General features: G+C 69.8%; 23 protein-coding genes and 1 pseudogene. 18 read left to right on the top strand and 6 right to left on the bottom strand.

The genetic code is table 11. The features are described 5' to 3' along the window. Positions 1-35 precede the first annotated feature (35 nt). From AC07F3_RS32205 to AC07F3_RS32160, 10 genes are all read left to right on the top strand, one after another. Entirely contained in the window at positions 36-635 is a 600-nt protein-coding gene (locus AC07F3_RS32205; RefSeq protein ID WP_479117996.1) for a hypothetical protein, read from the top strand. A 98-nt stretch (positions 636-733) separates the two neighbouring features. After that, positions 734-1,141 carry a hypothetical protein gene (locus AC07F3_RS32200; protein WP_479117995.1) on the top strand — a complete coding sequence of 136 codons (408 nt, stop codon included), beginning with the start codon at positions 734-736 and terminating at the stop codon, positions 1,139-1,141. Positions 1,142-1,229: 88 nt separating this feature from the next. Next, the gene (locus AC07F3_RS32195; protein WP_479117994.1) at positions 1,230-2,666 is read left to right on the top strand and encodes a hypothetical protein; all 1,437 of its coding nucleotides are present in this window, start codon (positions 1,230-1,232) and stop codon (positions 2,664-2,666) included. Beyond that, positions 2,663-3,265 (top strand): ABC transporter ATP-binding protein, encoded by a 603-nt coding sequence (locus AC07F3_RS32190; RefSeq protein ID WP_479117992.1) that lies wholly within the window; start codon positions 2,663-2,665, stop codon positions 3,263-3,265. The genes AC07F3_RS32195 and AC07F3_RS32190 overlap by 4 nt, the downstream gene beginning before the upstream one ends. A gap of 124 nt (positions 3,266-3,389) precedes the next feature. Continuing rightward, positions 3,390-4,328: an ATP-binding cassette domain-containing protein gene (locus AC07F3_RS32185; RefSeq protein WP_479117990.1), complete on the top strand. Its 939-nt coding sequence runs from the start codon at positions 3,390-3,392 to the stop codon at positions 4,326-4,328. Continuing rightward, positions 4,325-5,134: an ABC transporter permease gene (locus AC07F3_RS32180; RefSeq protein WP_479117989.1), complete on the top strand. Its 810-nt coding sequence runs from the start codon at positions 4,325-4,327 to the stop codon at positions 5,132-5,134. Before AC07F3_RS32185 ends, AC07F3_RS32180 begins: the two co-directional genes overlap by 4 nt. A 1,227-nt stretch (positions 5,135-6,361) precedes the next feature. Continuing rightward, positions 6,362-8,050, top strand: a complete 1,689-nt coding sequence (locus AC07F3_RS32175; RefSeq protein ID WP_479117988.1) for a sensor histidine kinase — start codon at positions 6,362-6,364, stop codon at positions 8,048-8,050. Continuing rightward, on the top strand, positions 8,047-8,724 hold the full coding sequence (locus tag AC07F3_RS32170; protein ID WP_479117986.1) for a response regulator: 678 nt from the start codon (positions 8,047-8,049) through the stop codon (positions 8,722-8,724). Before AC07F3_RS32175 ends, AC07F3_RS32170 begins: the two co-directional genes overlap by 4 nt. A gap of 213 nt (positions 8,725-8,937) precedes the next feature. Then, the gene (locus AC07F3_RS32165; protein ID WP_479117984.1) at positions 8,938-9,729 is read left to right on the top strand and encodes an ABC transporter ATP-binding protein; all 792 of its coding nucleotides are present in this window, start codon (positions 8,938-8,940) and stop codon (positions 9,727-9,729) included. A 33-nt stretch (positions 9,730-9,762) separates the two neighbouring features. Then, positions 9,763-12,324 carry an ABC transporter permease gene (locus tag AC07F3_RS32160; RefSeq protein ID WP_479117983.1) on the top strand — a complete coding sequence of 854 codons (2,562 nt, stop codon included), beginning with the start codon at positions 9,763-9,765 and terminating at the stop codon, positions 12,322-12,324. An 835-nt stretch (positions 12,325-13,159) separates the two neighbouring features. Here AC07F3_RS32160 and AC07F3_RS32155 read toward each other — a convergent pair. The 3 genes from AC07F3_RS32155 to AC07F3_RS32145 all read right to left on the bottom strand — a co-directional run bounded on the left by AC07F3_RS32155 (position 13,160) and on the right by AC07F3_RS32145 (position 15,035). Next, positions 13,160-13,561, bottom strand: a complete 402-nt coding sequence (locus AC07F3_RS32155; protein ID WP_479117981.1) for a nuclear transport factor 2 family protein — start codon at positions 13,559-13,561, stop codon at positions 13,160-13,162. Between the two features lie 22 nt (positions 13,562-13,583). Continuing rightward, the gene (locus AC07F3_RS32150) at positions 13,584-14,438 is read right to left on the bottom strand and encodes an alpha/beta fold hydrolase (protein WP_479117980.1); all 855 of its coding nucleotides are present in this window, start codon (positions 14,436-14,438) and stop codon (positions 13,584-13,586) included. Between the two features lie 120 nt (positions 14,439-14,558). Then, complete coding sequence (locus AC07F3_RS32145) at positions 14,559-15,035, bottom strand: winged helix-turn-helix transcriptional regulator (protein WP_479117979.1); 477 nt, start codon at positions 15,033-15,035, stop codon at positions 14,559-14,561. Positions 15,036-15,178: 143 nt separating this feature from the next. On the opposite strand from AC07F3_RS32145, the pseudogene AC07F3_RS32140 reads away from it, so the two are divergent. Beyond that, positions 15,179-15,594, top strand: a pseudogene (locus AC07F3_RS32140) (transposase); the annotation flags it as partial. A 312-nt stretch (positions 15,595-15,906) separates the two neighbouring features. On the opposite strand, the gene AC07F3_RS32135 reads toward AC07F3_RS32140, so the two are convergent. Then, positions 15,907-16,248 (bottom strand): MerR family transcriptional regulator, encoded by a 342-nt coding sequence (locus AC07F3_RS32135; RefSeq protein WP_479117978.1) that lies wholly within the window; start codon positions 16,246-16,248, stop codon positions 15,907-15,909. 1,222 nt (positions 16,249-17,470) lie between these two features. Between AC07F3_RS32135 and AC07F3_RS32130 the strand changes: the two genes are divergently transcribed. Both AC07F3_RS32130 and AC07F3_RS32125 read left to right on the top strand, forming a co-directional pair. Beyond that, positions 17,471-18,052 carry a hypothetical protein gene (locus tag AC07F3_RS32130; RefSeq protein ID WP_479117976.1) on the top strand — a complete coding sequence of 194 codons (582 nt, stop codon included), beginning with the start codon at positions 17,471-17,473 and terminating at the stop codon, positions 18,050-18,052. A gap of 362 nt (positions 18,053-18,414) precedes the next feature. Further along, positions 18,415-19,068, top strand: a complete 654-nt coding sequence (locus AC07F3_RS32125; RefSeq protein WP_479117975.1) for a DUF7691 family protein — start codon at positions 18,415-18,417, stop codon at positions 19,066-19,068. A gap of 123 nt (positions 19,069-19,191) precedes the next feature. Here the strand turns inward: AC07F3_RS32125 and AC07F3_RS32120 are convergent, their stop codons facing one another. Together AC07F3_RS32120 and AC07F3_RS32115 are read right to left on the bottom strand one after the other, a co-directional pair. Beyond that, positions 19,192-19,863 (bottom strand): response regulator, encoded by a 672-nt coding sequence (locus AC07F3_RS32120; RefSeq protein ID WP_479117974.1) that lies wholly within the window; start codon positions 19,861-19,863, stop codon positions 19,192-19,194. Further along, complete coding sequence (locus tag AC07F3_RS32115; protein ID WP_479117973.1) at positions 19,860-21,083, bottom strand: sensor histidine kinase; 1,224 nt, start codon at positions 21,081-21,083, stop codon at positions 19,860-19,862. The genes AC07F3_RS32120 and AC07F3_RS32115 overlap by 4 nt, the downstream gene beginning before the upstream one ends. 322 nt (positions 21,084-21,405) lie before the next feature. Here AC07F3_RS32115 and AC07F3_RS32110 point away from each other — a divergent pair, with 322 nt between their 5' ends. The 5 genes from AC07F3_RS32110 to AC07F3_RS32090 all read left to right on the top strand — a co-directional run bounded on the left by AC07F3_RS32110 (position 21,406) and on the right by AC07F3_RS32090 (position 25,411). Continuing rightward, positions 21,406-22,203, top strand: a complete 798-nt coding sequence (locus tag AC07F3_RS32110; protein ID WP_479117971.1) for a CPBP family glutamic-type intramembrane protease — start codon at positions 21,406-21,408, stop codon at positions 22,201-22,203. Positions 22,204-22,297: 94 nt separating this feature from the next. Beyond that, a complete protein-coding gene (locus AC07F3_RS32105) occupies positions 22,298-22,747 on the top strand; it encodes a hypothetical protein (protein WP_479117970.1) in 450 nt (149 codons plus the stop codon). Between the two features lie 248 nt (positions 22,748-22,995). Then, a complete protein-coding gene (locus AC07F3_RS32100) occupies positions 22,996-23,946 on the top strand; it encodes an expansin EXLX1 family cellulose-binding protein (RefSeq protein WP_479117968.1) in 951 nt (316 codons plus the stop codon). A 128-nt stretch (positions 23,947-24,074) separates the two neighbouring features. After that, entirely contained in the window at positions 24,075-24,599 is a 525-nt protein-coding gene (locus AC07F3_RS32095; RefSeq protein WP_469498833.1) for a SigE family RNA polymerase sigma factor, read from the top strand. Next, positions 24,596-25,411, top strand: coding sequence for a hypothetical protein (locus AC07F3_RS32090; RefSeq protein ID WP_479117967.1), 816 nt, complete (start codon positions 24,596-24,598; stop codon positions 25,409-25,411). The genes AC07F3_RS32095 and AC07F3_RS32090 overlap by 4 nt, the downstream gene beginning before the upstream one ends. The last annotated feature ends 310 nt before the right edge of the window (positions 25,412-25,721 follow it).

Genomic DNA, 25,721 nt, shown 5'->3' with positions numbered 1-25,721 from the left:
CCTCGCGCCAGTCGAGGGGAATTGGGGAAGATCGTATGTCGGTCAACGCACCGGCTCCGGAGCCCATCGACACATTGCGCCGCGACCGGGCGCAGGCAGGAGGGAACAAGAAGCGGAAGCCGGGCCCGACCGACCGGCTGTTGTGGCTGGCCGCGTACGCACTGACGGTGGCAGCGGTGGTGCTGCGCACGCCGGTCCTGCACGACACCGTGCGGCAGCGGCTCCAGGCCAGCGACATGGCCGGCCTGGTCGAGGACGAGAACATGGAGACGCTGGCCGTGAACGTCGGCCTGCTGCTCGCCGTGCTGCTCTCCATGCTGCTGCTCGGGATTTTCTACTCCCTCGCGGCGACGGTGGAGAAGCACATCTTCACGGCGCGCCGCACCGTCGGCAGGCGTGGGTTCGGGTTGTTCTTCGTGGTCGCGCTGGCGTGCACACTGCCGGTGCACGCCCTCAGCGCCGCCCTGGGCCTCTCCTCCCCCAAGGGCTCGGGCCTCTACTACCTGTATGTCCTGGTGGCGGGGCTGGCCGCGCCGTTCTGGTTCCGCGCAGGCTGGACGGGGCGCGGGCGGCGGAAGGTCATCACTGTCTTCGCCTTCTCCCTGGGAGTCGGGGGGCTCTCGCTCCTCGTCTGACCGGCCTTGCTCCCGGTGTGATCGCTCTCACGCCTGATCCGGGCGGTCTTGCTCTGCTGCAACAGGCGGCTCCCCGTACATCACTAGCGAAGGAAGTCATGCGCATCAGCGTCAAACGCCCGGTCGTTCTGCGGGGCTCCGCCGTCGTCGTCGCCCTGGCCGGGCTGGCAGCGACAGCGGTCCTGGTGGTGCAGGACCCCCCCGTCAAGAGCGCGTCGCCGGTACCCGTCTGGCTGTTGGGCGTGTTTGCGGGGGTCGGGGCCGTCGTGCCGCTCCTGGGCGTGCTCGTGTTCGGCAGGCTCTCGCACCGGGCGGCGCTCTGGCTGTTCCCCGCTGCGGCCGCCTGCCACGCCGCGGCGCTGGGCGGGCTGGCCCGTGAGGTGACGAGCCGGCTTCTGCTCGTCTGCCTGCTGGTGCTGTCCGTCGTGGTGTCCGTACTGGTGAGCAGTTACGTGACGCTGCTGCGCGCTGAGGAGTCACAGAGCCGCCCCAGGAACCGGTTCTGAGGTGCGTGCGAAACCAGTAGGGCCGCCTGGGCTGCGCAGCGTCGTCGACTTCTGGCTCTTCGAGCGGCTGAACACGCTGGGCTGGAGCATGAGCTTGGTGGTGTTCCGGGCGCTGTGCATTGCCTTGGCGGCCCTGCTGCTCCCGATGGTCGCGGCGTGCGCGCTGTTCGGGTTCGCGCTGCTGCGTGCGGTGACTCAACCGCCGTCCGCGTTCCTCGCTTTGGGGTTCTTGCTCACGCATCTCTATGCGGGTGGCGCCTACTTGGTGCGCGAGGCCTTCTCCCGACGCCGCCACAGCGTCAGCGGCAGCCCGAACGAAGGCTTCTACCGTGCGCTGGATCTCCGGGCGCGCGATGTGTTCCTCGTGTACTGCGCGCTCCGTATTGGGGGTTTCTATCTGACACTGTTGCTCGTCGACGCGGCGTTCGTGCACGTATTCCGCGGCGCACTGGGAGCCCTGGGGGCGGTGGGTCTGGTTGTACCGGTGGGGCTGTGTGTACTCACGCTGGGCGTGTCCGCCCGGCTTGCCGCGGATGCGGGAGCCAAGGCGCCGTCCGGGGTGAAGGCATTGGTCCCGATCGGCCTGACCGTCGCCGTGACAGGGCTGGCCACCGGGTACACCCTGGGCCGGGCCGACGCCACCGCGGCAGCGTCCCACGCTGCCCGTGCTCAAGACGGCCTCGGCCTTAACGGCGGCGCCTTGTTCCTCTCGGCGGTGCTGGCCGGGATCACGGCACTGGCGGTGGGCACGGTGCTGCTGTGGCACGCATGGCGCCAACTAGGGCAGAGCTCGTTCGCCATTCGCCCCGCGCCGGCGTCCAGTGCCACGCCCCGCCCTGTCGCAGGGCTGCGCCGCTGGCCCCTTCTCGCGGTGACGCACCGGCAGTTCGTGTCCGGCCGCACCTATCCCCTGGTGCGGCGCACGTACGTGGGGGTGTCGATGGCGCTGCTCCTGCTGCTGGGCGTACGCACACCGGTTTCCAGCCCGCTACCGCTTTCCGCCCTCTCCTGGCCCCTCGAACGCTCCACTACCGCGATCGTCTTCCTCGTCTCGCTGGGCTGCGTCGAACTGATCCTGGCCACCTGCGGCCCCACCGCGCTCGGCCCCCAGTTCCGTTTCGCCTGGGAGAACCTGCTTCCGCGCCCCCACATCGCCGTGTGTGCCGCGCTGTACTACGCGGCCCACACCCTCGCCCTGGCAGGCGGCATAGCAGCGGCCGGATGGATCACGACCGGCCGGCTGCCCTGGCACCTGCCGTTCCTGGGGCTCGCCGTGCTCTCCGCCTCGTTGATCGCCGAGTCTCTCACCACCGCACCCAAACGCCTGGTGGACGGCACGAGCGCTCCCGGGGTCTTCGTCGCCTGCGTGTCCGTCGCCCTGTCCCTGCCCGCGCTCGTCGGCTGCCTCCAGCAGCCGGCCCTCTGGCGGCTACTTGCCGTCGTCTACAGCCTCACCCTCTTTACAGGAGCCATCACGTGTATTGGCCGACGAGTCCAGACCCTGCCCTCGAATTCACCGGCGTGACGGCGGGCTACACCGAGGGCCGTCCCGTGTTCGCTCAGCTCTCGGCCTCCTTCGAGGCACCGGGCCTGATACACGTCCAGGGCGGCAACGGCACCGGCAAGTCGACTCTGGTGGAACTCTGCTCGGGATACCTGCCGCCCTGGCAGGGCACCGTCCGCCTCGACGGCCTGGACGCCAACAGCCCCAGGGCCCGCGCCACTCGCCGTATCTGCCGCACCCAGCCCGCCCTCTACCCGGACATGACCGCAGGCGACCACCTGGCCTTCACCGCCCGGTGCAACGGAACCGACCTGGACACCGAGCTCAAGCGCTCCGTACACCTCGGCCTCGAACCCTGGCTCGACCAGGCCGCCGGAACCCTGTCCACGGGCAACACCCGCAAACTCTGGTACGTCATGTGCACCACCGGCGTCTTCGGCTGCGCCGTCCTGGACGAGCCCTTCAACGGCCTGGACCGCGAGTCCACACACAAGATCGCCGCGGAGATCTCCCGCTGGAGCAGTGACCGGCTAGTCCTCCTCATCAGCCACACCCTGCCGCCGGGGCTCGCGGTGAGCGACACGTTCGTACTGGACAAAACGTCGGCGGCAGGGCGATGAGCGAAACGGATGTCCCCCACGCCAATCGAACGGCCAGGGAATTGAACGTCGGGTCCATGTCCGTTGCCGACCGGAACTGCACGGCGATGAGGGACACATACGTCGAGGAAGGGACCGGAATGACATGGCGGTGATCAAGGCGATCGGCCTCACCAAACGGTTCGACGACAAGACGGTGGTCGACGACCTCTCCTTCACCGTGCGGCCGGGCCTGGTGACAGGATTCCTGGGCCCGAATGGGGCGGGCAAGTCCACCACCATGCGTTTGATGCTGGGCCTTGACCACGGGCAGGGGCAGACCCTCTTCGACGACGTCCCCTACCGCGAACTTCCCTCCCCCGCCCAGCGCGTGGGGGCCATGCTGGACGCCAAACCGTTCCACCCCGGCCGCTCGGCCCGCAACCACCTCAGGATGGTCGCGAAGGGGGCGGGCCTGCCTTCCGACCGGGCCGACCACGTCCTGGAGCTGGTCGGCCTCGCGTCGGTCGCCGGCGTACGCCCGCGCGGCTTCTCTCTGGGCATGAACCAGCGCCTCGGCCTCGCAGCGGCTTTGCTCGGCGAGCCAGACACCCTCGTTCTGGACGAGCCCGCCAACGGCCTGGACCCGCAGGGCATCCACTGGCTGCGCGCCTTCCTTACGCAATACGCCGCCGAGGGACGCTCGGTACTCATCTCCTCCCATCTGCTGGCCGAAGTCGAAGCCGTCGCCGACCACCTCGTCGTGATCGGCCGCGGGCGCCTCCTCGCCGACACCCCGCTCGACGACTTCGTCCGCGCCTTCGACCTCGCCTCGGTCCACGTCAGAACCACCGGAGCGGAATCCCTTGCCCGCGCCGTGACCGCCGAGGGCGCCACCGTCGTCGAACATCACCGAGAATGCCTGATCGTCAGGGGCATGACCCAGCGGCGCATCGCGGAACTCGCCAGCAACCACGGTCTGTTCATCTACGAACTACACACCCAGACCGCGACGCTGGAGTCCGCCTTCCTGCGGGCCTCCGAATCCCAGACCGACTACGACGCCCTGACCCCCCGTATCACAAAAGAGGCGACGGCCCCATGAAGACCGCCCCTCTGAAGACCGCCCTCGCCTACGAATGGTGGCGGCTGCGCACCCTACGCAGCACCTGGTGGCTGGCCGCCGCCAGCCTGCTCGCCTCCGCACTGCTCGCCTGGGCCTTCGGTGCGCTGCTGACCCATATGTCGGCCACGTCGGGGCCCGAGGTGCCCAGGTACGAGGCACTCGTCGCCATGCTCACGAAGTCGCCCCTCACCCCCGCCGTCGCCGGGATACTCGGAGTATTCGCCATGGGGCACGAGTACCGGTACGGAACCATCCGCACCACCCTGGTGGTCACCCCCCGACGTCTGACCGCCCTGGGCGCCAAAAGCATCTCGATCGGCGTGTTCAGTGTGCTGCTCGCTGTGGGGAACCTGGCTGTGGCCTGGCTGGTCGTGTTCGCCATCGGAACGGGTGAGTTGGCAGGTCCTGTGCCGTCCTGGCCCCTGCTGCGGGTCCATCTCGGGCAGGTGCTCCTCGTCCTCGGCTGGGGACTGACCGGGGTCTTCCTGGGCGCCCTCGTGCGCTCCCAGACTGCCGCGCTGTTCACCTTGCTGGCCGTGCCATTCGTGGCGGAGCCCATGCTCCGCGCCGTTCTGAAGTCCTCCGGGCAACCGCTCCTGGAACACGCCTCCGCGGTGCTGCCGTTCACGGCGGCTAGCGCCATGACGGGCGCGGCCGAGGAAGGGGCGTCCGTACTGGACAGCACTGCCCAACTCGGCCCGCTGGCAGGCGGCCTGGTCTTCTTCACGCTGATCGCGCTCCAGGGCGTGGGCGCCGGCGCGCTCGTAGCGAGGAGGGATGCCTGAGCCCTGTGCTCCTTGAAGGCGCCGAGTTCCATGGAGCAACGTGGTCTCGTCCCGACGCTACCGGGACGAGACCAACGGCCCAACTGTAGTTCGATACGGGAAGGCGGATGGTTCGCCCGGCCGCCGTCGCGCTGACGCACCGGCTCGCCACCGGTCTGTCGACGGCCTCGACGACCAAGGACCCACCGATCTTCGAACGCTGTCCAGTCCGTGCGTGACGTGCTCGTCTTTCGTGGTGTCCTGCTGTCCGGCGGCAAATCTCGCACGGAATCTACGAGGTTGAGCTTCCTTACGCTTTTCGGCGCCGGGAGGGGGATGGTGCCAGGGTGGTGGGAGATGGCGTCGGCGGCGGTGTCGTGGTCGTCGATACCGCCCCAGGCCTGGGAGACGAGGCCGAGGCACGGGCGGGACCAGGCGGTGAAGCCAGAGTCGTGCTGGGCCTTGATGAACGCGCCTCCGTCCTCCGGTGTGCCGGCTGGTGTGCCGTCTTCAAGCGCCGACGCATCGTCCTCATTGTCGGACGGGATGTCGGTGGCCGGAGTCCGCCACGGCGGTGGGGAGCGTGGAGTGGTGTGGGCGCCGTGCGGGGGCCAGGTCCACCGTTGCGCTGGCGGCGGCCCATGCGGCCGCTGTCCGGAGGCGCTGCGTGCGGTAGCGGAGGCACAGCGGTGCCGGGTGGCCGAAGGAGGGTGGTAATGCGCACGAACGACCTTCAAGTGGGATGTGCGGCTCGGAGTTCCGCAGGGTCAGCGATCGAGGTGGCACCGCCCCGGTTGACGGGGATGGCGCCTGTTCAGTGGCATGCGCTCACGCAATGTCCGCGTGCGGGCTGCTGGGAAGCGGCCCGGTGGGTCGGCGTGCGGGGCGCGGAACGGTGTCGGGCCTGGGGGGCGTGCCCGGCCGTGAGGGTTGACTCTTCCCGCATCGCTGGAGCCCGTGCGGGCAGATCGGTCCGTTAGCGCCGCAGGACGGGATGGGATGGCCGGAAGGCTCCGCCTCGCATTCGCCGACCTGGCCCGTCGAGGTATGGGCCCTGGGGAGGCCGATATCCACGCCGGTACCTGGACCTGGTGACCGTGGGTGGTGCCGGGCTCTCCCGGCGGTTTCCGTGCCTCTCCCAAAAGGCAGAGCCTCATCTCGCCCATCAGGTCCACGCCTCGCAGCCCGCCGGGGCCGATACTGAAGGGCGTGCCCCTCATCAGCCGCTTTCGTTTTTTCGTCCGCCTCGTGGCGGACGCTTCGGCGCGTCGGAGGTGGGTCGGGCGGGGTCTCGCGGAGACGGCCGGGGTGGCGGTCGCCGCCCTGTGTCTGGCCGGGGTCGCCCAGGGGCTGTGGCACTACTTGCCGCATGCCGGTTTCCAGCTGTGCGTGCTCCCGGTCGCCCTCGCGTTGTTCGCACTGAGGCGGCGCTGGCCCGCGGCCACACTCTTCGTCCTTGCCGTCCTCGCCGGGGCCGCGCCGATCGTTGGACCGGTGCTGGCGGCTGCCACGTATACGGTGGCGCTCCACACCGCTCGGCCTCGCCACCGCGTCCGGCTTCTCGGCGGCGCGAGCCTGCTGATCATGGTCTCTGCGGCTGCGGGCGGTCCATGGCTCGGCACCGGATCGACTGCCTACGGCCTGGCGCTCGGTGTGGTTCTGGGGGCGACTGCGGTGGCCATTCCCGGGCTGGTCGGGACGGTGTACGGGCAGCAGCTGCGCCTGGTGCGGGCGTTGCGGGAGCGGGGTGACGCGGCGGAGCGGGCCCGCCGGGCCGCTGACAGTGAGTCCCGTGCCCAGGAGCGGGCCCGGATCGCCGCCGAGATGCACGATCTGGTGGGTCACCGGCTCAGTCTCATCTCGCTGCACGCCGGCGGCCTTGAACTGGCCCTCGGCCGGTCCGCGCCGGAGCTGCGCGAGGAGGCCGCTCTCGTCCGGCGCACGACGCGGGACGCGATGCGCGAACTGCGCCGGGCGCTCGGGGTCCTTGGCCCCCTCGGCCGGGACACCGGCCCGGACGCGCTCACCGACGCCACTGGTACCCGCAGTGACGTGGAGGGGCTGGTTGCGGAGTCCCGCGACGGCGGAATCAGCGTACGGCTGGAGTGGAGCGGCTCGGACCTCGACGCCCGCCCGGCACGGGTACGGCGTGCGGTGCACCGGGTGGTGCGCGAGGCCCTGACGAACGTCCACCGATACGCGACGGCTGCCCATGTCACCGTACGGGTCGAGCACGACGACCGCAGCGTCCGGGTCGCGGTGCGCAACAGCCCGCCACCGGCTCCGGCCGCCAGTCCGGTCGAGTCCGGGACCGGGACCGGGACCGGCCTGCCAAGCCTGCGCGAGCGGGTCGAGTTGCTCGGCGGCACCTTCGAAGCGGGCCCGCTGCCGCACGGTGGTTTCCTGGTCAGTGCGACCGTACCGGCCGAGCCGGACGACACCGTCAGGCGGAAACCCTCGAAGAACCTGTCCGAAGCACTCGTGAGCAACGGCTCAACATCATCCCCGGACGGGCCTCAGGCCACCGTCCCGGCGACCCCATCGCGTGCCCACCGCGCCGCTGGTGCACTGACGGCCGTGCTGGGCGTCGCGGCACTGTGGATGCTGATGGCACTCGCGATCGGCCTGGTGTACGGCAGCCAGCCGCACCACGAGCGCGGCCTTCGTCTCTCGGAACCCCGGATCGGCATGAGCTACCAGGAGTTGGGGGGAGTCTTCGACAGCCCTGCCGCGCGCGCCGCGGCCACCGGCCACGACCCGCCGCGGCCCTTGGGCACGGCCGGCTGTGTCTACCCGTCGGCCGGCATCGAGCCCCGCCCGGGCGCCGGCGCTCTCGCTCTCACCCGCTACTGCTTCGACGCTTCAGAACGCCTCATCTCCATCGACCGATTCACCGTCCCGTCGGTACGGGACACCGCGCCCTGGGAGCACCAATGACCGAGCCCACCCGCCCGATCCGTGTCCTGCTCGCCGACGACGAGGAGATGATCCGGCACGGGGTGCGGCTGATCCTTCGGTACGCCGACGGCATCGACGTGGTGGCTGAGGCCGCCGACGGGCGCCGAGCAGTCGAGGAGGCCGCCGCGCACCACCCTGACGTGGCGCTGGTGGATATCCGGATGCCGGTGTGTGACGGGCTGGCCGCGATCGCCCCGCTGCTCGCCCTGGACCCCGCGCCACGCGTGGTGATGCTGACGACGTTCGGCGACGACGACAACGTCTTCCGGGCGTTGCGGCAGGGCGCCGCCGGATTTCTGCTGAAGGACGACGGCCCGCAGGAACTCATTCACGCCGTGCGGGCGGCAGCGGCAGGTGACGCTGTGCTCTCTCCCGGCGTCACCAGCACCGTGATCGCCGGCATGTTGCGTCATACCCCGTCGGACTGCGGCGGCTTGGCCTCACGGGACGAGCGGATCGCCCGGCTCACCGGGCGCGAGCGCGAGGTCTTGGCGATGCTGGGGGAGGGCCTGTCGAACCATGACGTCGCGGAGCGCCTGGGTATCGGCATCGGGACGGTGAAGACACATGTGGGTGCGATCCTGGAGAAGACCGGCTCGACGAGCCGAGTGCAGGCGGCCCTCCTGGCACACCGCGCCGGCCTGTGTCCCTGACGCTCTCATCCCTGGCCATCGGGTACCCCTGGGCTCCGCAGGGAGTCCGCGAGGCTCTGTCGAAAGACGGAGACCAACCGCCCGTCTCTACCTTTCGGCACACCTCACCTCCGCCCTCCAGGGCGATGTATACGCAGCTGAGCGCCCCGAGGATGGGAACGTCCCCCCAGCCCGCGCACCACCGCGGGCCGTCGTCCCCCAGGCGGAGTTCCCATGCCCCAGACGCCCCTGTCCACGCCCCCTTCCTTCAGTGCATCCCTCACCGGGCCTGCCGCCCGTGCCACGGACCTGACCAAGGTGTACGGGAGGGGCGAGACGCGGGTCACGGCGCTGGACTCTGTGTCCGTGGAGTTCGCGCGGGGCCGGTTCACCGCAGTCATGGGCCCTTCCGGCTCCGGCAAGTCGACGCTGATGCACTGCATGGCGGGACTTGACCCGGTGACCTCGGGTTCGGCCCGGATCGGCGATGTTGAGCTGGCCCGTCTGAAGGACCGTCAACTCACCCAGCTGCGCCGGGAAAAGATCGGCTTCATCTTCCAGGGCTTCAACTTGCTGCCCACCTTGACCGCGCTGGAGAACATCACACTGCCGCTGCGGCTCGCCGGCCGGCAGCCCGGGACCGGGTGGCTGGACACCGTCGTCGACACCATGGGGCTCGCCGGGCGCCTCGCTCACCGTCCTGCCCAGCTCTCCGGCGGCCAGCAGCAGCGCGTCGCCGTGGCCCGCGCCCTGGCATCCCGGCCGGAGATCGTCTTCGCCGACGAGCCCACCGGCAACCTCGACTCCCGCTCCGGCGCGGAGCTCCTGGGCTTCCTGCGCAACTCCGTACGGGAGTTGGGGCAGACCGTGGTGATGGTGACGCACGACCCCGTGGCGGCCGCCCATGCCGATCGCGTGGTGTTCCTCGCCGACGGCCGCCTCGTGGACGAACTGCACGACCCGACCGCCGACGCCGTGCTGGAGCGGATGCTTGCGTTCGAGGCCCAGGGCCGCCAGCCCCGCTGACCCGCCGCCCCCTGACTCTTCCGAAAGTTCACCATGCTGCGAACCACCCTGCGCAACGTCCTTGCGCACAAGGCCCGTCTGAGCATGACCATGCTCGCGGTCTGTCTCGGTGTCGCCTTCGTCTCCGGCTCCCTGATCTTCGCCGACACCACCACGGCCGCCCACCGCGCCTCACTGTCCGAGCGCTACGCCGACGTCTCGATCAGCGCGAAGTCCCCTCCCGGCTCCACCGCCAAGGAGCAGTACGGCGCCCTGGACGACGCCCTGGTGCGCAAGCTGTCCGGCATCCCCGGAGTCGCCTCCGTCCGCCCGACGGCAAACGGTTCGGTCACCCTAGCCGCCAAGGACGGCACGCCGATGCGAGCTGGCAGCATGGGAGGCAAGCTCGGTGCTGCCTACCTTCCGGGCCCCGACGGCAAGGACAACCGCTACCCGCTCACGGCGGGCCGCGCCCCTCGCGACAGCGGTGAGGTCGCCCTGGACCACCGAACCGCGGCGGCCGGCGGCTACAGCCTCGGCGACACCGTCACCCTCGCCCAGGCCGGCCCCGTCCTCAAAATGCGCCTGGTGGGCCTTGTGTCCACCACCGACAGCCGGGTGAACGCGGGCGGCACGCTCGCCGTGTTCGACAAGGCCACCGCCCAGAAGCTCTTCGCCACTCCGGGGCACTACGGAGGCATCGACCTGACCGCAGCCCCGGGCACCAGCCAGTCCGAACTCGCCCAACGGGTCACCGCCGTGCTGCCGGCCGATCGCACCAAGACCACCACTGCGGCCGCCCGCGCACAACAGCAGTCGGTGTACATCAGTGCCCGCGTCCACAGCTACGAGCGGATGCCCCTGCTCTTCGCCGTGGTGTCGCTGTTCATCGGCACGTTCCTCATCATCAACACCTTCACCATGCTCATCTCCCGCCGCAGCCGCGAGATCGCCCTGCTGCGCGCAATCGGTGCCACCCGTCACCAGGTCGTCCGGTCGGTCCTCGCAGAGGCGGCCGTGATCGGCCTGGCCGCATCCGTCCTCGGCTTCGTACTGGGTCTGGGCGTGGCCACCGTGCTGCCAAACGTCCTGGACACCTCCGGCGACCTGATGCCAAGCGGACCACTGGTGATCGGCCCCACCGCGGTCATCGCATCACTCGCGGTGGGCGTCGGCGTCACCATGCTCGCCGCGTGGATTCCCTCGCGCCGCGCCGCGCGGATCGCTCCCGTCGAAGCCCTGCGCACAGCCGAGCTGCCGCCGTCTGCCGTGGTGTCCCGAGTCCGCGGTGCGGTCGGCCTGATCCTGGCCGCCCTGGGCGCGGGCCTGCTGTTCTCGCTGAGCGGCGCAACGAGCGCCACCGACGAGAACCTCAACACCGCGATGTACGGCTACGGCATCCTGGTGATCGGTCTGATCGTGCTGGCCCCGCTGCTCGCAGGACCCGTGATCCGGCTCTTCGGCCGGCTCACCACCCACTTCGGCGTCACCGGTGACCTCGCCCGCGAGAACACCCTGCGCGACCCGCGCCGTACCGCCGCCACCGCCGTCGCCCTGATGATCAGCACCATGCTGGTCTCCGGGCTCGCCGCCTTCGACCACTCCTCCAGCAAAGCACTGGATGCCCAGTTCGCCGCCGGGCTGAGCGCCGACTACGTCATCAGCACCCACGACACCATGACCGCCGTCGACGCGACCGCCATCCCCCGACTCGCCGACGTCCCCGGTGTACGAATGGCCTCCGCCGTGGCGGACTCCACCATCTCCGCCGGCCGCCTCGCCAAGGACGTCTCCGGCGTCGACCCGAAGAGCGTGAACGACGTGATGAAGCTCCGCTTCCTCAGCGGCTCCGCCACCGACATCGGCCCCGGAAAGATCGCCGTCTCCAGCAGCTTCGCCCGCGACCACCACGTCCGCACCGGCGAACAGATCAAGGCGAGCATCGGACCCGGGACCGGCGACCGCGACGAGCCCTACACCGTCGTCGGCATCTACCAGGACAACCCCACCGCAAGGGACGTCCTCGCCTATCGCGCCGACGTCCAAAAGCACAGCTACCTGCGCGACTCCATCCAGCGCATCCTCGTCCGCACCGACAACCATGCGGTCTCCCAGGACCTGGACAAGCACCTGCGCGCCGCCCTGAGCGACAGCCCCCTGCTCAAGGTCCAAAGCCGCACCCAGCTCGTCCGAGCGGGGGCCGGCACGGCCGGCGAGATGATGACCATGATCTTCGAGCTGCTCGCGATCGGCGTGCTCATCTCCGCGGTCGGCATGGTCAACACTCTCGCGATGTCGGTCTCCGAGCGCACCCGCGAGATCGGTGTCCTGCGCGCCATCGGCATGGACCGCACCGGCATCCGCGCCATGATCCGCCTGGAGGCCGTCTGCATCGCTGCCTTCGGCACCCTGCTCGGCCTCGCCTGCGGGCTCTTCGGCGCGTGGAAAGTCAGCGGACTCGCCAACGGAGCCATCCCCCAGTACTCCTTCACCCTCCCCTGGAGCACCCTCGCTCTTGTCGTCGCCCTCTCCCTCGCCGTCGGCACGGCCGCGGCTGCGCTGCCCGCCCGCCGTGCCGCCGCCCTCAGCCCGCTGCGCGCCGTGGCCGACGCCTAAAGGCCCGTATCGATCGTGACCATCTGCGGAATCGGCCTGCGGGCAGCGGCCGTCCCGCCGCCCGGAGCCGACCGCGCAGGTCGGAGATCACCTGAACCGTGTTGCCAGGTGCGGTGATGCTTGGCGGAGAACAACTGCTCAGCAGCTTTCCAGTCCCAGCACAAAACGAGGAACCCGCCCTGTCTCGCGCCACCGCACGCAGCACGGCCGCGTACCGGGAGACCGTCGACTGCGATGCACCGAACAGCTCACCAGCCATCTCCTGCACCACGTCATGCCGCGGAGGAGACACAGCAGGATGACCGATCTCCACACGGGCAGCGCCCCTGGCCGTCCCAGATACGAGTCCCAGTCTGGGGGCTGGCGCTCCACTCGCCCGATGAGCAGGTCCCGCTGATGCGGACTCAGACCGGTAGTACTCGTGTCAGGGCCAGATGAGCCAGTACGCCGACGAGCGAGCGTGGGAGAACGCGGTGATGCCTCTATCGCGAGGCTTCCCAGCGGCATCCCTTTCGACGTTCCTGCGATCGGAGGTTCACGTCGTCCTGCGGATCGACTGGCCACTGATAGGGCCGTATGTCCCGGGTGGCCGTGCAAACCCGAGCGGCGCGCCTCGGGCCCCGTCAGCCGGGGGGATGGGCTTACGGGGCCGAGGTGTCCCGGGCGGGGGGAGGCCGACCCGGAAGGGGGTGTTGGCCTGCTGCCCAGGTATGCGGGAGTGACGCATGTGATCTGGGGCACGTCCTGGCCGGTGAGTTGGACGCGGGGACACCGGGGCTCACCACCCTGGGCCGTGCGACTCCAGCGCGACGTACGGGAGACCGTTTGTCCCGGGTCACATGACAGCGTGGGTTTCCAACGGGCCTGCAGTGATGCGCAGTTCGCGGATGCGGGGCGGGTTTTCGTCGGCCAGGTAAAAGATATGGGTGAACGGGGCGTGGACGACGCGTCCGGGTTCGCTCTTCTTGGACATGGTGGCCTCGCCGCGTAGGAGTCGGACGCCGTTGGGTGCGGTCCAGAACTCCAGTACCTCGTGGGTGATGTGCAGCGGTTCGTCGATCTTGACGAAGAACGCTTTGATGGCCTCGACGCCGTGGAGGTGTGTAGTGCCGAAGTACATCTCAGTATCGTCGGTGAGGGGCGCGAACCCCTCGTCGAACGACAGGGTGTCGATGGCGTCCATGAACTTCAGGATCCATGGCGGGATGTTCGCCGGATGCGCCGTGTTCGTCGTCATGGGAGAGCCCCCTTGGTCGTGGTCAGCCGGCGATGGGTAGGGCCTTGAGGAAGGCGTCGATCTCCGCGTTGACCTCGGCGGGGTTCTCGCGTGCTGCCAGATGGGCGGTGTGTTGGAGGATGCGAAACGTGCTGCCGGGGATGGCGTCGGCCATCTTTCGCACCACGTGCACCGGGAACTGGCTGTCCTCTTCGCCGGCGATGACGAGGACGGGTACGTCCCTGATGGTGTTCAGACGACGATGCTCGTCCTTGCGGCCGATCAGGATGCTGCGCAGTGCCCATGCCACGGATTTCGGGTCGTTACAAAGTACGGTCTTCGTGTACTCGACGAACTCGGGGTTCGAGGCTTCCGCGCTCGGTCCGGCGAAGGCGCGGCGCGCGGCCTTGGCGGCCAGCGCGGGCATCGTCGAGTTCAGTGACAGGTACGTGGCCAGCGCCGTGGCCCAGATACTCTCGAACGTCGTGGGCAGTGAGGCGGTGCAGTTGATGCCGATCGCGGCCGCGGTCCGATCCGGATGGTAGGCCGGAAAGACGCCGGCGAGCATTCCGCCCCAACTGTTCCCGACCAGTACGCACTTGTCGATGTCGAGGGCGTCGAGGATCTCGACGAGGGCGGTGGAGCAGTCCTCCAGGTCGATGGTCTTGCGCAGGGCGTCGGACCTGCCGTGTCCGGGGCTGTCGATGAGTACGACGCGGTGCGTGGGTGCGAAGTGCTCGTACTGGAATGCCCACATGGTGCCGTCCATCATCAAGCTCGGCCAGAACACCATGGGCCGGCCGTCGTGGCGGCCACCGATGTGCACGTTGATCAGGCCCAACGATGTGGGAATCAGTTTTTCGGTGGTGTCTTCGAGCCCGTTCGTGGTGGTCGACATGATCGTCCTCCCGGGAGTCGGAGCGCGGTGGAATCCCACTGCTCACCAGTAGCGTACTCGTACTAGTTCCTGTTTGCTACTAGTGCTCCCGTGGCTCGGATCACCCTTGTTCCGTTCCAGTCAGCCGGCGGCCTCCGTGCCGGTGCCGTCCTGCTCGGCGGGCAGGGGGCGCAGGGTCGATGCCTCGACCGGCTGGTGGCAGTTGCTGCACGCGAGGTAGGGGACGGTCGGGCTGTCGCACTCCGTGTGCAGGAACCGGTGGCGCGCACCGTCGCTCGCATGCTCCTCGGCCCAGCGGGTGATGGCCGCGATGGCAGGGACGACGAGTTCCTGGGCACTGTGCGTGAGCCGGTACTCGTACCACGGCTTGTCCTGGCGGTACGCGTGCTTGGTGAGCAGCCCCAGGTCGACCAGGCCGTTGAGCCGGGCCGTCAGGATGTTCGCGGAGATGCCCAGCGCCCGCTTGAGCTCACCGAATCGACCGACACCGAAGAAGACTTCGCGCAGGATCTGGTAGTTCCAGCGCTCCGCGATGGCGGCCATGAACTCCTGCCCGCCATCGAAGGTCACGTGCTTCTCGCCGCCGGTGCCGGTCACGACGCTCCCCGAGATAGGTGTAAATCGATACTAGTTTCCCTCTCATACTAGTTCGACGAGAGCGGGACCTGGCTAGCAGTGCTCCGTCAGGCCTTTCTCCCGGTCCTGTTCGGGAGCCTGTCGGAGGTGTGGACGCATAGGAAGTGAACCCGGCTCGGGCGAAGTTGGTGTTGTTGGTGGCTGACGTGTTCGCGTCGGTGCCGCGCAAGGATCAGCGGGCCAAGGGTGACTGTTATCTGCGGGGGCTGACGCTGTACGGGCGGCGAAAGTCGATCCAGCCGATGGCGGAGCGGCTGCCGGACGGCGATGAGCAGAACCTGCAGCAGTTCGTGAACCGGTCGACCTCGGTTCCGGTGCCGGTGCGGCGGCGCATTGCTGAGCGGGTGATGTCGCAGGTCGCCCCCGGATGCCTGCAGTCGACGACGTCTCGTTCCCCAAGGACGGCCGGATGTCGATGGAAGTCGCGCCCCAGCACTGCGGGGCTTTGGGCAAGCAGGCCAACTGCCAGGTCGCGGTGAGCATCCACGCGGTCTCCGACACCGCGTCCTGCCCGTTGCAGTGACGGTTGATGGCGCCTCAGGAGTGGGCAGCCAATGCCGTCCATCGCCCGCACCTCGACCAGTCGGTCCGGGTGCCCAAACCTGGCTGGCCCGACTCCGGACGCCCATCCTGCGAAGGCCTGACGCGTTCCCGAACCCCCCGGTGCACGGTTCCTGGTGCGCTTTGGTGCGCTCCTCAGCCCGCCGTTCCCCCATCCCGCCGGGGACCTCGCGCATCGTTCCCAACCGGGGGGATGGGCTCCACTGTCCTGCCAGTCCTGCTGACCGTACGCGTCGGCACCGCCGCGGGACTTCAGCGTTCTTCTGCGCGATCAGGAGAGCGCGTCGAGCGATGATCCAGCCCCGGCCCTGCTCCGGTATTCGGCGTTCATGCGCTGGGCTTCCTCGAGCTGGTCCTCAAGGATGATGATGCGGCAGGCGGCCTCTATGGGGGTGCCCTGGTCGACGAGTTCGCGGGCGCGCGCGGCGATCCGCAGCTGGTAGCGGGAGTAGCGGCGGTGGCCGCCCGCAGAACGCAGCGGTGTGATGAGGCGGTGTTCGCCGAGGGCGCGCAGGAAGCCGGGGGTGGCGCCGAGTATGTCGGCGGCGCGGCCCATGGTGTAGGCGGGGTAGTCGTCGTCGTCGAGACGGCTGAAGGAATCGTCTGCTGTCATTGCACCTCTCTGTGGAACGCGTTGAGGGGCCCGGGTGCCGTACTACTGGCACCCGGGCCCCGAAGGAACTGCTACACCATCTGTCGGCCCTTGTCCTGCGCCGACCTTCTGTTTCCGCCCGCCCGACCTGAACCGCGTCGGGGGCGCGTGGATCGCGGATGCGTGACCGGAGACCACCTCACTATCGATGTCCTGCGGTACCCGGACTCGCGTGGCGTCCGGGCGATCCTGATGGCGTCGGCTCCTCCGTTCTTTCCCTCTGGGATTACTTACCTGAGAACTGAACTGCGTACTGCTGATACTGCGAACTGCGTGTACTGCTGGTGTTGCGTACTGCTGGTGGCCTCTTCCAGCGCCACCGCCGACAGCTGCCCCGTCGCCGTCCTACGTCTGCTCTGGCTTGGAACCCCGCTGCCGAACCTCCCGGTGCGCGCGCCCGCAGCCGACGCCTTCACCGAGGTACTACTCCGCTTCACTGCTGGGTACTGCGAACTGCATTCACTACGGGTACTGCACTTGCGTGTACTGCCACTGCGTACTGCTCATGGCAGCCCCTGATCACTGCGGGCCGCCCGGCCCGGTCGTCAGTCCCGTCACCGTCCTGCAACCGCCTTGGCTTCGGAACTCCACCACCGGACCGTCCTGCAACTGCACTTGCGGGTACTGCTGCCCGGCAGTTCGTCTCTGCCGGGCCTTTCGACCTCTCTGAGCTACGAGAGAAACCATAACCAGATCACCACCCGGATGTCTACTCTGACAAAGATAGATTTCCCTGCGCGTGACCGCGTGATAATCACCTTCGGGCAGAGACTCGGGCCCACGCGGCGCGGGCCTTCGGGAGAGGGCGGGGCACGGACGCTCTCCCGGAAGGCCGGACTCGTCTGGGCGCAGACCACAGGAACGGGACGGGACGGACACGATGCGAGGCGACTTCGCGCCCGCGCCTCCACCCGGTTTCCATCGCGGAAGTCCGCGAGCGTCGCCGGGCCCCGGCGCTTGCCTCAGCTCAGGCAGTGACCCAGGGGTCGGCGAGCGGGGTCCTACGGCCTCGCCGGGCGTCTCGCGAACGTGACGCCGGCTCTGCTCGGCCAGGAGCCCGTGCCCATCGGGGTCAAGGAACCGCAGCGGAAGGATAAGCATCGGCTAAAGCGATCTTGTGTGGCCGACCTGGGGCTGGAACTCTGCCGGGGACTGATCACCCGATGGCTCTTGGGGGGCTCCCTTGAAGGTTCGCCACGCCCGTACCCGCACGTTCCTGGCCGCGGCCGCGGTTCTCGTTTCGTCCCTGGCTTTCGTCACCGTTGGCCCGGCCGGCAGTGCGAGCGCCCAGGCGCGTCCCTGCCCGCAGGACGACGGTCAGCGCATGGTCCTCGGCACCCCCGTCAACATCTGGGACAGGCAGGTGAACGGAGCCCCCTGGAACAACACCGACACGTCGATCGGCGTCCTGTACGTGGCCTACATCCCCAAGTGCCGCCAGGTGTACGCGGAAGCGCACCTGAACGCGACGGGCTCGGCCATCATCGACCGGGCCGACGTGTATGTCGCGGACGAGCGCAACAACTCCGAGGGCCATGTCACGTTCACCAACATGGGCAACGGCTTCCTCACGTCCGGGTTCGTGTCGATCGACGTGCCCGAGTACGACGCGGGCTCCGTGTACGCCGCACCGAAGTGGTTCAGGGCCGCGCTGAACTACCACGAGCGTCTGGGCTGCTCCGCCACCGTCACCTCCGGGCGGCACCAGTTCTCCGACGGCGGGAACTCCAACGACGGCAACGGCGCCACCTGCTCGCACGGCTGACCCGACCCACCGCGTGAGACGGGAGCCGTCCATCCGGTCGCGGGAATTCCTCACCCGGTTTCGGCACGGTGAGCTGTCCCTTGTGCGTAACAGCTTCGCTGAGAGGCACGGTTCATCGCGTCGGCCGCACGTGCTCACTCACTTTCGCGGTTCTGAGGAGGCGAACGGCGGTCGTTGGGACGTGGGCACGACGTACTTGCTCGGTTTGTGCTGCCCCGAGCACCTCGACGCGATACGACCGCGTTGCCTACGGCCTCACCCTGCTGGGCCGTGCCTGACCGCTTGAGTCCGAGCGACCCGTTGCCCACGACCGGCTGCACGGCCCGGTCACCGCTGTCAGTGGGTCGGGATAGCGTCGTGGCATGAGTCGGATCATCTCGTACAACACAGCAGACAAGTCTCACATCATCGGGTTCCTGGGAGCGGCGGAGCGCTTCACGCAAGAGCAGCAGCGTCTTGCGGGCATCATGCGCAAGAGCGCGCAGACCGCCCAGGCTGAGGTGGACCGCCAGGACCTGGGCTGGGGCCTGACGGTGCCCGAGGCACTGGAGCACCTCCTGGCAGGCCATGCCTCCTCCTCCGCGCCTGCCGCCGGCAACGCCTACGCGGCCGCGATGCAGATCATCATCGACTGCAACGCGAGCGACGTCATGGACTGGGCCGTGTACTCCAGGCCGGCCACCTTCTTCAGTGCGCTGGACAGCGAACTGCTCCGCGTGGGAGTCAGTGCCGACCTGCTGCCCGGATCCTTCATCATGGGCGGGCTGCCCGCCGAGTTCCCTTTCCACCTGCCGCTGCCCGAGCACGCCATGGAGAACTTCGGTTTCTGGCCGCTGGAGAAGACGCGGCCTGCCGCCGATGCCTACCAGACGGTCCTGGACCGCGTCGACACGGACTTCACCGACGAGGTCAAGCAGCTCATCGAGAAGCTCGAGGAAGAGCACGAGAACTGGGTGGAGAGCCAGGACATCGACTGGTACACCCAGGACACGATCTTCTTCTCCATCACTGGATGAGCGAAATGCCGCGTGAGTTGGGCGGTCTGGTCGGAGGTGTTGTACGTGTGAACTGCGAGCCCTTCTCAAAGCGATGCGCGTCGCGGTATGCGCCCCTCGTCCACCACCTCGCGCACCCCTCCTCTACGCCGCTTCCGGGTCCGCGACGCCCGCCTGGAACGCAATGATGACGGCCTGGGTGCGGTTGTCCGCGCCGAGTTTGGCGAGGATGTTGCCGACGTGGGTCTTCACGGTCTCCTGGCTGACGACGAGTTCCGCCGAGATCGCCTGGTTGGACAGGCCGCGCGCCATCAGCCGGAGGATCTCGGTCTCCCGCTGGGTGAGGGCTGCGGTGCGTGCGGCGGCCTCCGGGCGTACGGGCCGGGCCGTGGCCAGGCGGCGTACGGCATCGGGGAAGAGGATCGAGTTGCCCTCCGCGACCAGGCGGACGGCTTGGGCGATCTGCCGGGCGGGAGCCCGTTTGCGGAGGAAGCCGCCCGCGCCGGCGCGCAACGCGTCGTAGACGTGCTCGTCGTTCTCGAATGTGGTGAGGACCAGGACCTTCGGCGGGTCGGCCAGTTCCGCCCTCAGCCGCCGCGTCGCCTCGATGCCGTCGACCGTGGGCATACGGACATCCATCAGCACGACGTCCGGCCGCAACCGCTTCACGAGCGGCAGCACCTGGGAGCCGTCGTCGGCCTCGCCCACCACCTGGATGTCGGGCTGGGCGGCGAGCAGCGTGTGCAGTCCGGTCCGGGTCAACTCCTCGTCGTCGACGACGAGTACGGTCACGGGTCGCTCGGCAGGGGCTCTCATGCCGGGGAGCGTAGCGGGAGCCGGGCGGTGAGCCGCCAGCGTTCGCGGCCGTCCTCGGCGTCGTACGACGGGCCCGCGGAGGTCTCGCCGCGCAGGGTGCGCACGCGCTCGCGGATGCCGTCGAGGCCCTGACCGGACGGTCGGCGGCGCAACGCGCGTGCTCCTGCTGGCAGGTTGAGCAGTTCCACGTCCAGCCAGTCCTCCCCCGCCGTCACCCGCAGGGTGATCGACGACGGGTCGCCGTGGCGCAGCGCGTTGGTCAGCCCCTCCTGGACGATCCGGTACGCCTCGCGGGACACAGTGGCCGGGACTCGGGTGAGGTCGCCGCGGGTCTCGACGCGCAGCTGGGCACCGGCCTGCCGGACCCCGTCGGTGAGCGGGCCGAGGTCGGCGAGGGTGCGCGGGGGCGCGGTGGGGGTGACCCCGGCACGCAGGAGGCCGAGGACGTGGTCGAGGTCGTCCATCGCGGTGCGCGTGGTCTCCTCGATGCTGCTGAGGGCGCGTCGCGCCGCCTGCGGGTCCCGGTCCAGCAGTTCGCTCGCGACGGCGGCCTGGATGGTGGAGGCGGTCAGGGTGTGTCCGATCGAGTCGTGCAACTCGCGTGCCAGGCGCTGCTGTCCGGCGAGCCGGTTCAGCTCCTCCTCGGCGGCGGCGAGCCGTTCGGCGGGCCGGTGGTCGAGGAGGATCTCGGCGAGCGGGCGCAGCACGGCGGCGCCGCTTAGAGCGACGTACGCCGCGGCGGTGAGGGTCGCCACGGACACCAGCGGGGTCCACGCGCCCCGCCATCCGGCCCCCACCGGCACGGTCGTGCCGAACGTCGACACATGGCCGCCGCCGGTCAGCCACACCGCGGGGAAGACCGCTGCGGGCAGCAGCAGGAGGAAGGTCACCGTGGTCACCGCGACGCCCACGACTATGTGCGGCACCAGCCACGCCGTTGTCCGCAGCCGGTGCTCGCGGCTCATCCCGGCGGCGGGCGCGGGCAGTTCGGTACAGAGCAGTGCGTTCGCCAGGCGTACGCAGCCGGTGCGGGCGGCGCGCGGGAAGCCCATGACCGCGAGGACGGCGAGCAGAGCCACCGCGCTCGCGGCGACCCGCAGCGGCAGCGGCCGACCGGGTGGGCCCGCCAACACGGCGGCCAGCGCGGGCGGAAGGCTCAGCAGGGCGCCGACGGCGGCGTGGAGCCACGACCGCGGGCTCCGGATCAACACGGTGCGCATAACTGGACCGTACTGCCCGGACAGCGCCCGCCACTTCCCCCGAAAGAGCCAGGTGGGGGCCTCTTCCGGGGGATCCGGAGTTGGCTCCGGGAGGCGATGGGGAGGCGGGGTCGTGGGTGGGAGCTTTCTCCGTGTCGTTGTCCGGAGAAAGGGAGAAAGCACACATGGCACAGGAAGCGGACCTCGAAGAGGTCGGGGCAGCGAGCGTGGGGGCGCCCGGCACACGCGCCATCGAGGAGGGGGGGCACAGGGCGTGGGGGTGTCCGGGGCACGAGGCATGGAGGAGCCCGGGCCAACGCTCGCGGGGAACAAGGGAGTTGTCGTGTTCCTGGCCCTGTCCTTCGGCCTGCCGTGGCTGTGGCTGCTGTTCGCCCGGCAGGGGCTCGGGCTGACGGCGCTGAATCCGCTGCTGCAACTCCCCTACGCCCTGGGCCCCGGGATCGTGGCGGTCGTCGTGCGCCGCTGGGTCACGCGGGAGGGGTTCGCGGACGCGGGGCTGAGGCTGCGACTGCGAAAGGCCTGGCCGTACTGGATCATCGCCTGGCTCGGCCCGCTGGGCATCGCCGCCGCATCGGTCGCCCTGGCGGCGGCGCTAGGCCTGTGGGAGCCGGACCTCGCGCCGCTCAGCGAGGTGATGTCGGGGCTGCCCGGCTGGGCAGTAGTAGCAGCGCTGATGCTGGTCGTGCCGGTCCTCACCCCGCTGTACTGCGGCGAGGAGTTCGGCTGGACCAGCTATCTGCGGCCCCGGCTCTTCGGGGGCCGGACCGTTCCTTCGGTGCTGGCGACCGGACTGATCTGGGCGCTCTGGCACTTCCCGCTGGCGTTCATCGGCTACATCGAGTTCCGTGACCGGGTCGTCGGACTCGCCGCGTGGACGGTGTCGTTCCTGGTCCAGGAGGTCCTGCTGTGGTGGCTCTACCGGCGCAGCGGAAGCGTGTGGGTGGCGAGCCTGGCGCACAGCGGCAACAACATGGTGCTGTCCCTGCTGGTCGGCCAGCTGCTCGCCAGCCCCCGGGCGGGCCTGGGCGCCCTGGCCACAACGGTGCTCCCGACGCTGGCGATGGCCCCGCTCGCCGTCCTGTGCCTACTGGACCGGTCCCTGCGCACCCCCGCCTCGTGAGGCTCCCGCCGCCGACGGTCGGCGCTCTGCGCGGTGGCCGCAGGCGGGCCCCGCGCAGGTGGTGAAGCCACTCACTGAATCTCCGGAGGTACGTGTGTTCTCTCGCAGTGGGTCAAGGAACGTCCTGGCCACCGTTGCGCTGATCTCGTTGGTGGTGGTCACGGGGTGCGCCGACGCTGGTGATGCGACGCCCGAGACGAAGTCCTTCCCGTTCGGCGGGAAGACGCTCGATGTGCGGTCCCACGGCGTCCCCACGGACTTGGTCCCGAGCGACCGCGAGGACGTCGAAGTCACCCGGTGGTTCGATGTGCGGGCCGGGGCGAAGCCGCACTCCAGTTGGACGCTCACGGACGGCACGCTGGACCTGGAGGCGGGTTGCGAGCGGCTTGCCAACTGCGACGTGCGCTTCCGCGTCAAGGTGCCGAAGTCGGTGAGAGTCCTGCGCGACGGGCACGCTACGAAGCTGACGGGAAGCCACACGGGCGCCTCGGCGGAATGCTGGTCAGGGCGCACCCTGCTGGACCCACCGCCTTCGTGGTCGTGATGTCCTCCAGGCGAGTCCGGTTGGGGAGACTCGGGGCCCGGAAGCCAGTACTGACCTGCGCGGAGGGTCGGCGGAGGGCAGCCGTCCCTCGGATCACGCCGAGTGGATCCCCCCCGCCCCGCCCCGTACACAACAGCATTTCTCGGGCCCGGACCGGACCAAATCAGCTTCCCGAAGGACGGCAACCTTTTCGGCGTCGGCGGCAACTGGGTGGTGCAAGGACGACTTGGTCTATCGAACGGACAAGCATGAGCACAACGAAGCACGGCGGTTCGCGGCCGCGGCGCGGCCGGGGGCACAGACGGGCCGTCCGCATTTCGCTGATGCTGACCGCACTGGGGGTGCTGGCCTGCTTGGCCGTCGCACTGCTGCCCAGCGGCGGTGCCGACACCGGCCGGGTCACCGGCGCGGCCGTGGCGGCGGCCCCCACGGGCTCCGGCTCCGTGGACCCCGAGATCGGTGCTCCGACCGCCGCGGCGCAGTCACCCGTCACCAGCCCGCCGCCCTCCCACCCCGCCGCCGCGACACCCTCGGCGGCGGGCAGCCCGCGCTCAGCATCCGCAGCTCCCCTGGCGGCGTCCGCGGCAGGACGCATCCGACCCGGCGTCGGCCGCCAGGGGGTGGCGACCGCCTACGAGGCGGGTGACGGCAACGGCGCCTGCCTGTACGGTCCGTCCGCCGACATGATGATCGCCGCGATGAACCACACCGACTACGAATCGTCCCGGGCGTGCGGTGCGCATGTGCAGGTGCGGGCGGCCAACGGAGCCTCGATCACCGTGCGGATCGTCAACGAGTGCCCGCTGCCCTGCGCGCCCGGTCAACTCGACCTCAGTCAGCAGGCGTTCGCCAAGCTGGCCGACCTGCGGGTGGGCCGGCTCCCGATCACTTGGACGCTGCTGAGCCCCGTCGCGCCCAATCCGCTCTCCCTCAGGTACAAGACCGGCTCCAGCCGCTACTGGTGCGCCCTCCAGGTCATCGGGCACCGCAATCCGGTCGCCGCCCTGGAGGTACGGACCGATGGAGGCTGGCGGCAGCTGCCGCGTACCGACTACAACTACTTCCTCGCCGCCGACGGCAACGGCTGCGGCGAGACCGTCAGGATCACCGACATCTACGGAGAACGGCTCACCGTGGCCGGGATCGCCGTGAAACCGGACGTCATACAGCCCACCCGGGTCCAGTTCGCCAGGCACTGACCGTGGATTCCGTCCACCGTCACGGCAGCGCTCCCGGCGGCGGCCAACGTCCGGGCGCCGCGACGGGCGCTGTTACGCTCGGGCCGATCATTGACGTGCACATAGCAGAAAGGGAGCGGCCGAGGGAGATGCTGCTCGAGGACGCGTCCGTGGAGTTCCACGATTTCTTCGAACGCCACTACGCCGAGCTGGCCCGCCTTGCCCACCTCCTGACCGGCGAAACGGACGCCGCCGACGACCTCGCCGCGGACGCCTTGGTGGCGCTGTGGCAGAACTGGGACCGCTTCCGCGCGGCCCGCCACCCGCTCGCGTACGCCCGCGGTGTGGTCGCCAACCTGGCTCGGGAACGGATTCGCAGCACGGTGCGCGAGCGGCGCCGGATCGCACTGTTCTGGTCCCGTGCCCCCGAGGTGGTGGCCGCGCCGGACGTGGCGGGCATGCTGGACATCCGCGCGGCGCTCGCCCGGCTGCCCTTCCGCAAGCGGGCGTGCGTCGTGCTGCGCCACGCCTTCGACCTGTCGGAGAAGGACACCGCTCTGGCCCTTGGCATTTCGGTCGGTACGGTGAAGAGCCAGACCTCGAAGGCCATGGCGGAGCTGACACGGCTGCTCGGCGTACCGGCGATCGGCGAGACGGAAAGGAGGATGCGGTGAACGAGGAGATCAGCCGACAGCTGCGCGAGGCGGCCGAGGACCACCGTCCCGACCGCGCCAGGATCGTGGCACGGCTGGAGCAGCGGACGGTCGCTCCCGCCGTCGGGCACCGCAGGCCGTTCATCGCCCTGCCCGGGCGCCGGGCCGCACTCGCCGCTTTCGCCACCGCGGGCATCCTGGCGACCGGCGGCCTCGCCGTCGCCAACATCGTCGCGGGCCCGGCACCGCCGCCCCGCCCCACCGCGCCGGTCGTCCCGCCGCCGGCCGCCAGCCCGACCACTTCGCCCGGAAGCCACCCGAGCGGCACGGCACCGAGCACCGCCAGTCCGGCCCCCTCGCTCGGGAGCAGCGCCACCAGCACGGCGCCGAGCGCCTCCGCGAGCAGCAGCCGCCCGACACCGCAGGCCGGCGGCAGGGTCCGCAACGGCCCGCTGTGGTCCGAGGGTGCGCTGGACGGGCACAGCTCCATCTACTGGGCCCAGAGCAATCTCGTTCTCGGGGTCGCCCAACCGCTCACCTCCCTCACCGTGGAGATGCGCGTGGCCCAGACCGGCGCTGTGCGCAACACCGGCAACTGGCGGACGCTGCCTGCCGACGACTTCGACGTCACGGTCCAGGAGTCGGGAGGCTTCCTGGTCTACCGCTGGGTCCTCAAGCCCGGGCGCACGGTGCCCCCGGGGCAGCACGAGTTCGCCAGCCAGTACAACCACGCCACCGGCGTACGCGTGACGACCGGCGACACCTACCGCGTCGACGCGCAGGCCTCCGGCGGCGCCTTCGCCCTCAAGGGAACCTTCGCCCCGGCCCGGTAGAGGTGGAGCCGGGCCCGGCGGGTCGCCCCCGGTCGACCCGGCTGATCCGGGCGCGTCGGTCGCGTCGGTCGCGTCGGCGATACGCGAGTGATCGCGGCACGCCTCGACGAGGTCGACCGCTGCGATCACCGAACGGGTCGTACGGGGCCGCGCGTTGACGGCCCGGCCGGGGCGCCTTGTGCGCCGCCCCCGGGGCCGCCTGGTGCCCGCAACGGGTGACCCGGAGCGGTTGCGGCCACCGGTGAGAGGAGCCGGCCCGGCCGGAACTGGACGAGCGGCCCGTCAACTGCCGTGGGGCCGCAGGCCGTTG

It is taken from the genome of Streptomyces sp. NPDC045846, from assembly GCF_056431605.1.
This window is presented reverse-complemented; position numbering and strand designations above follow the sequence as displayed.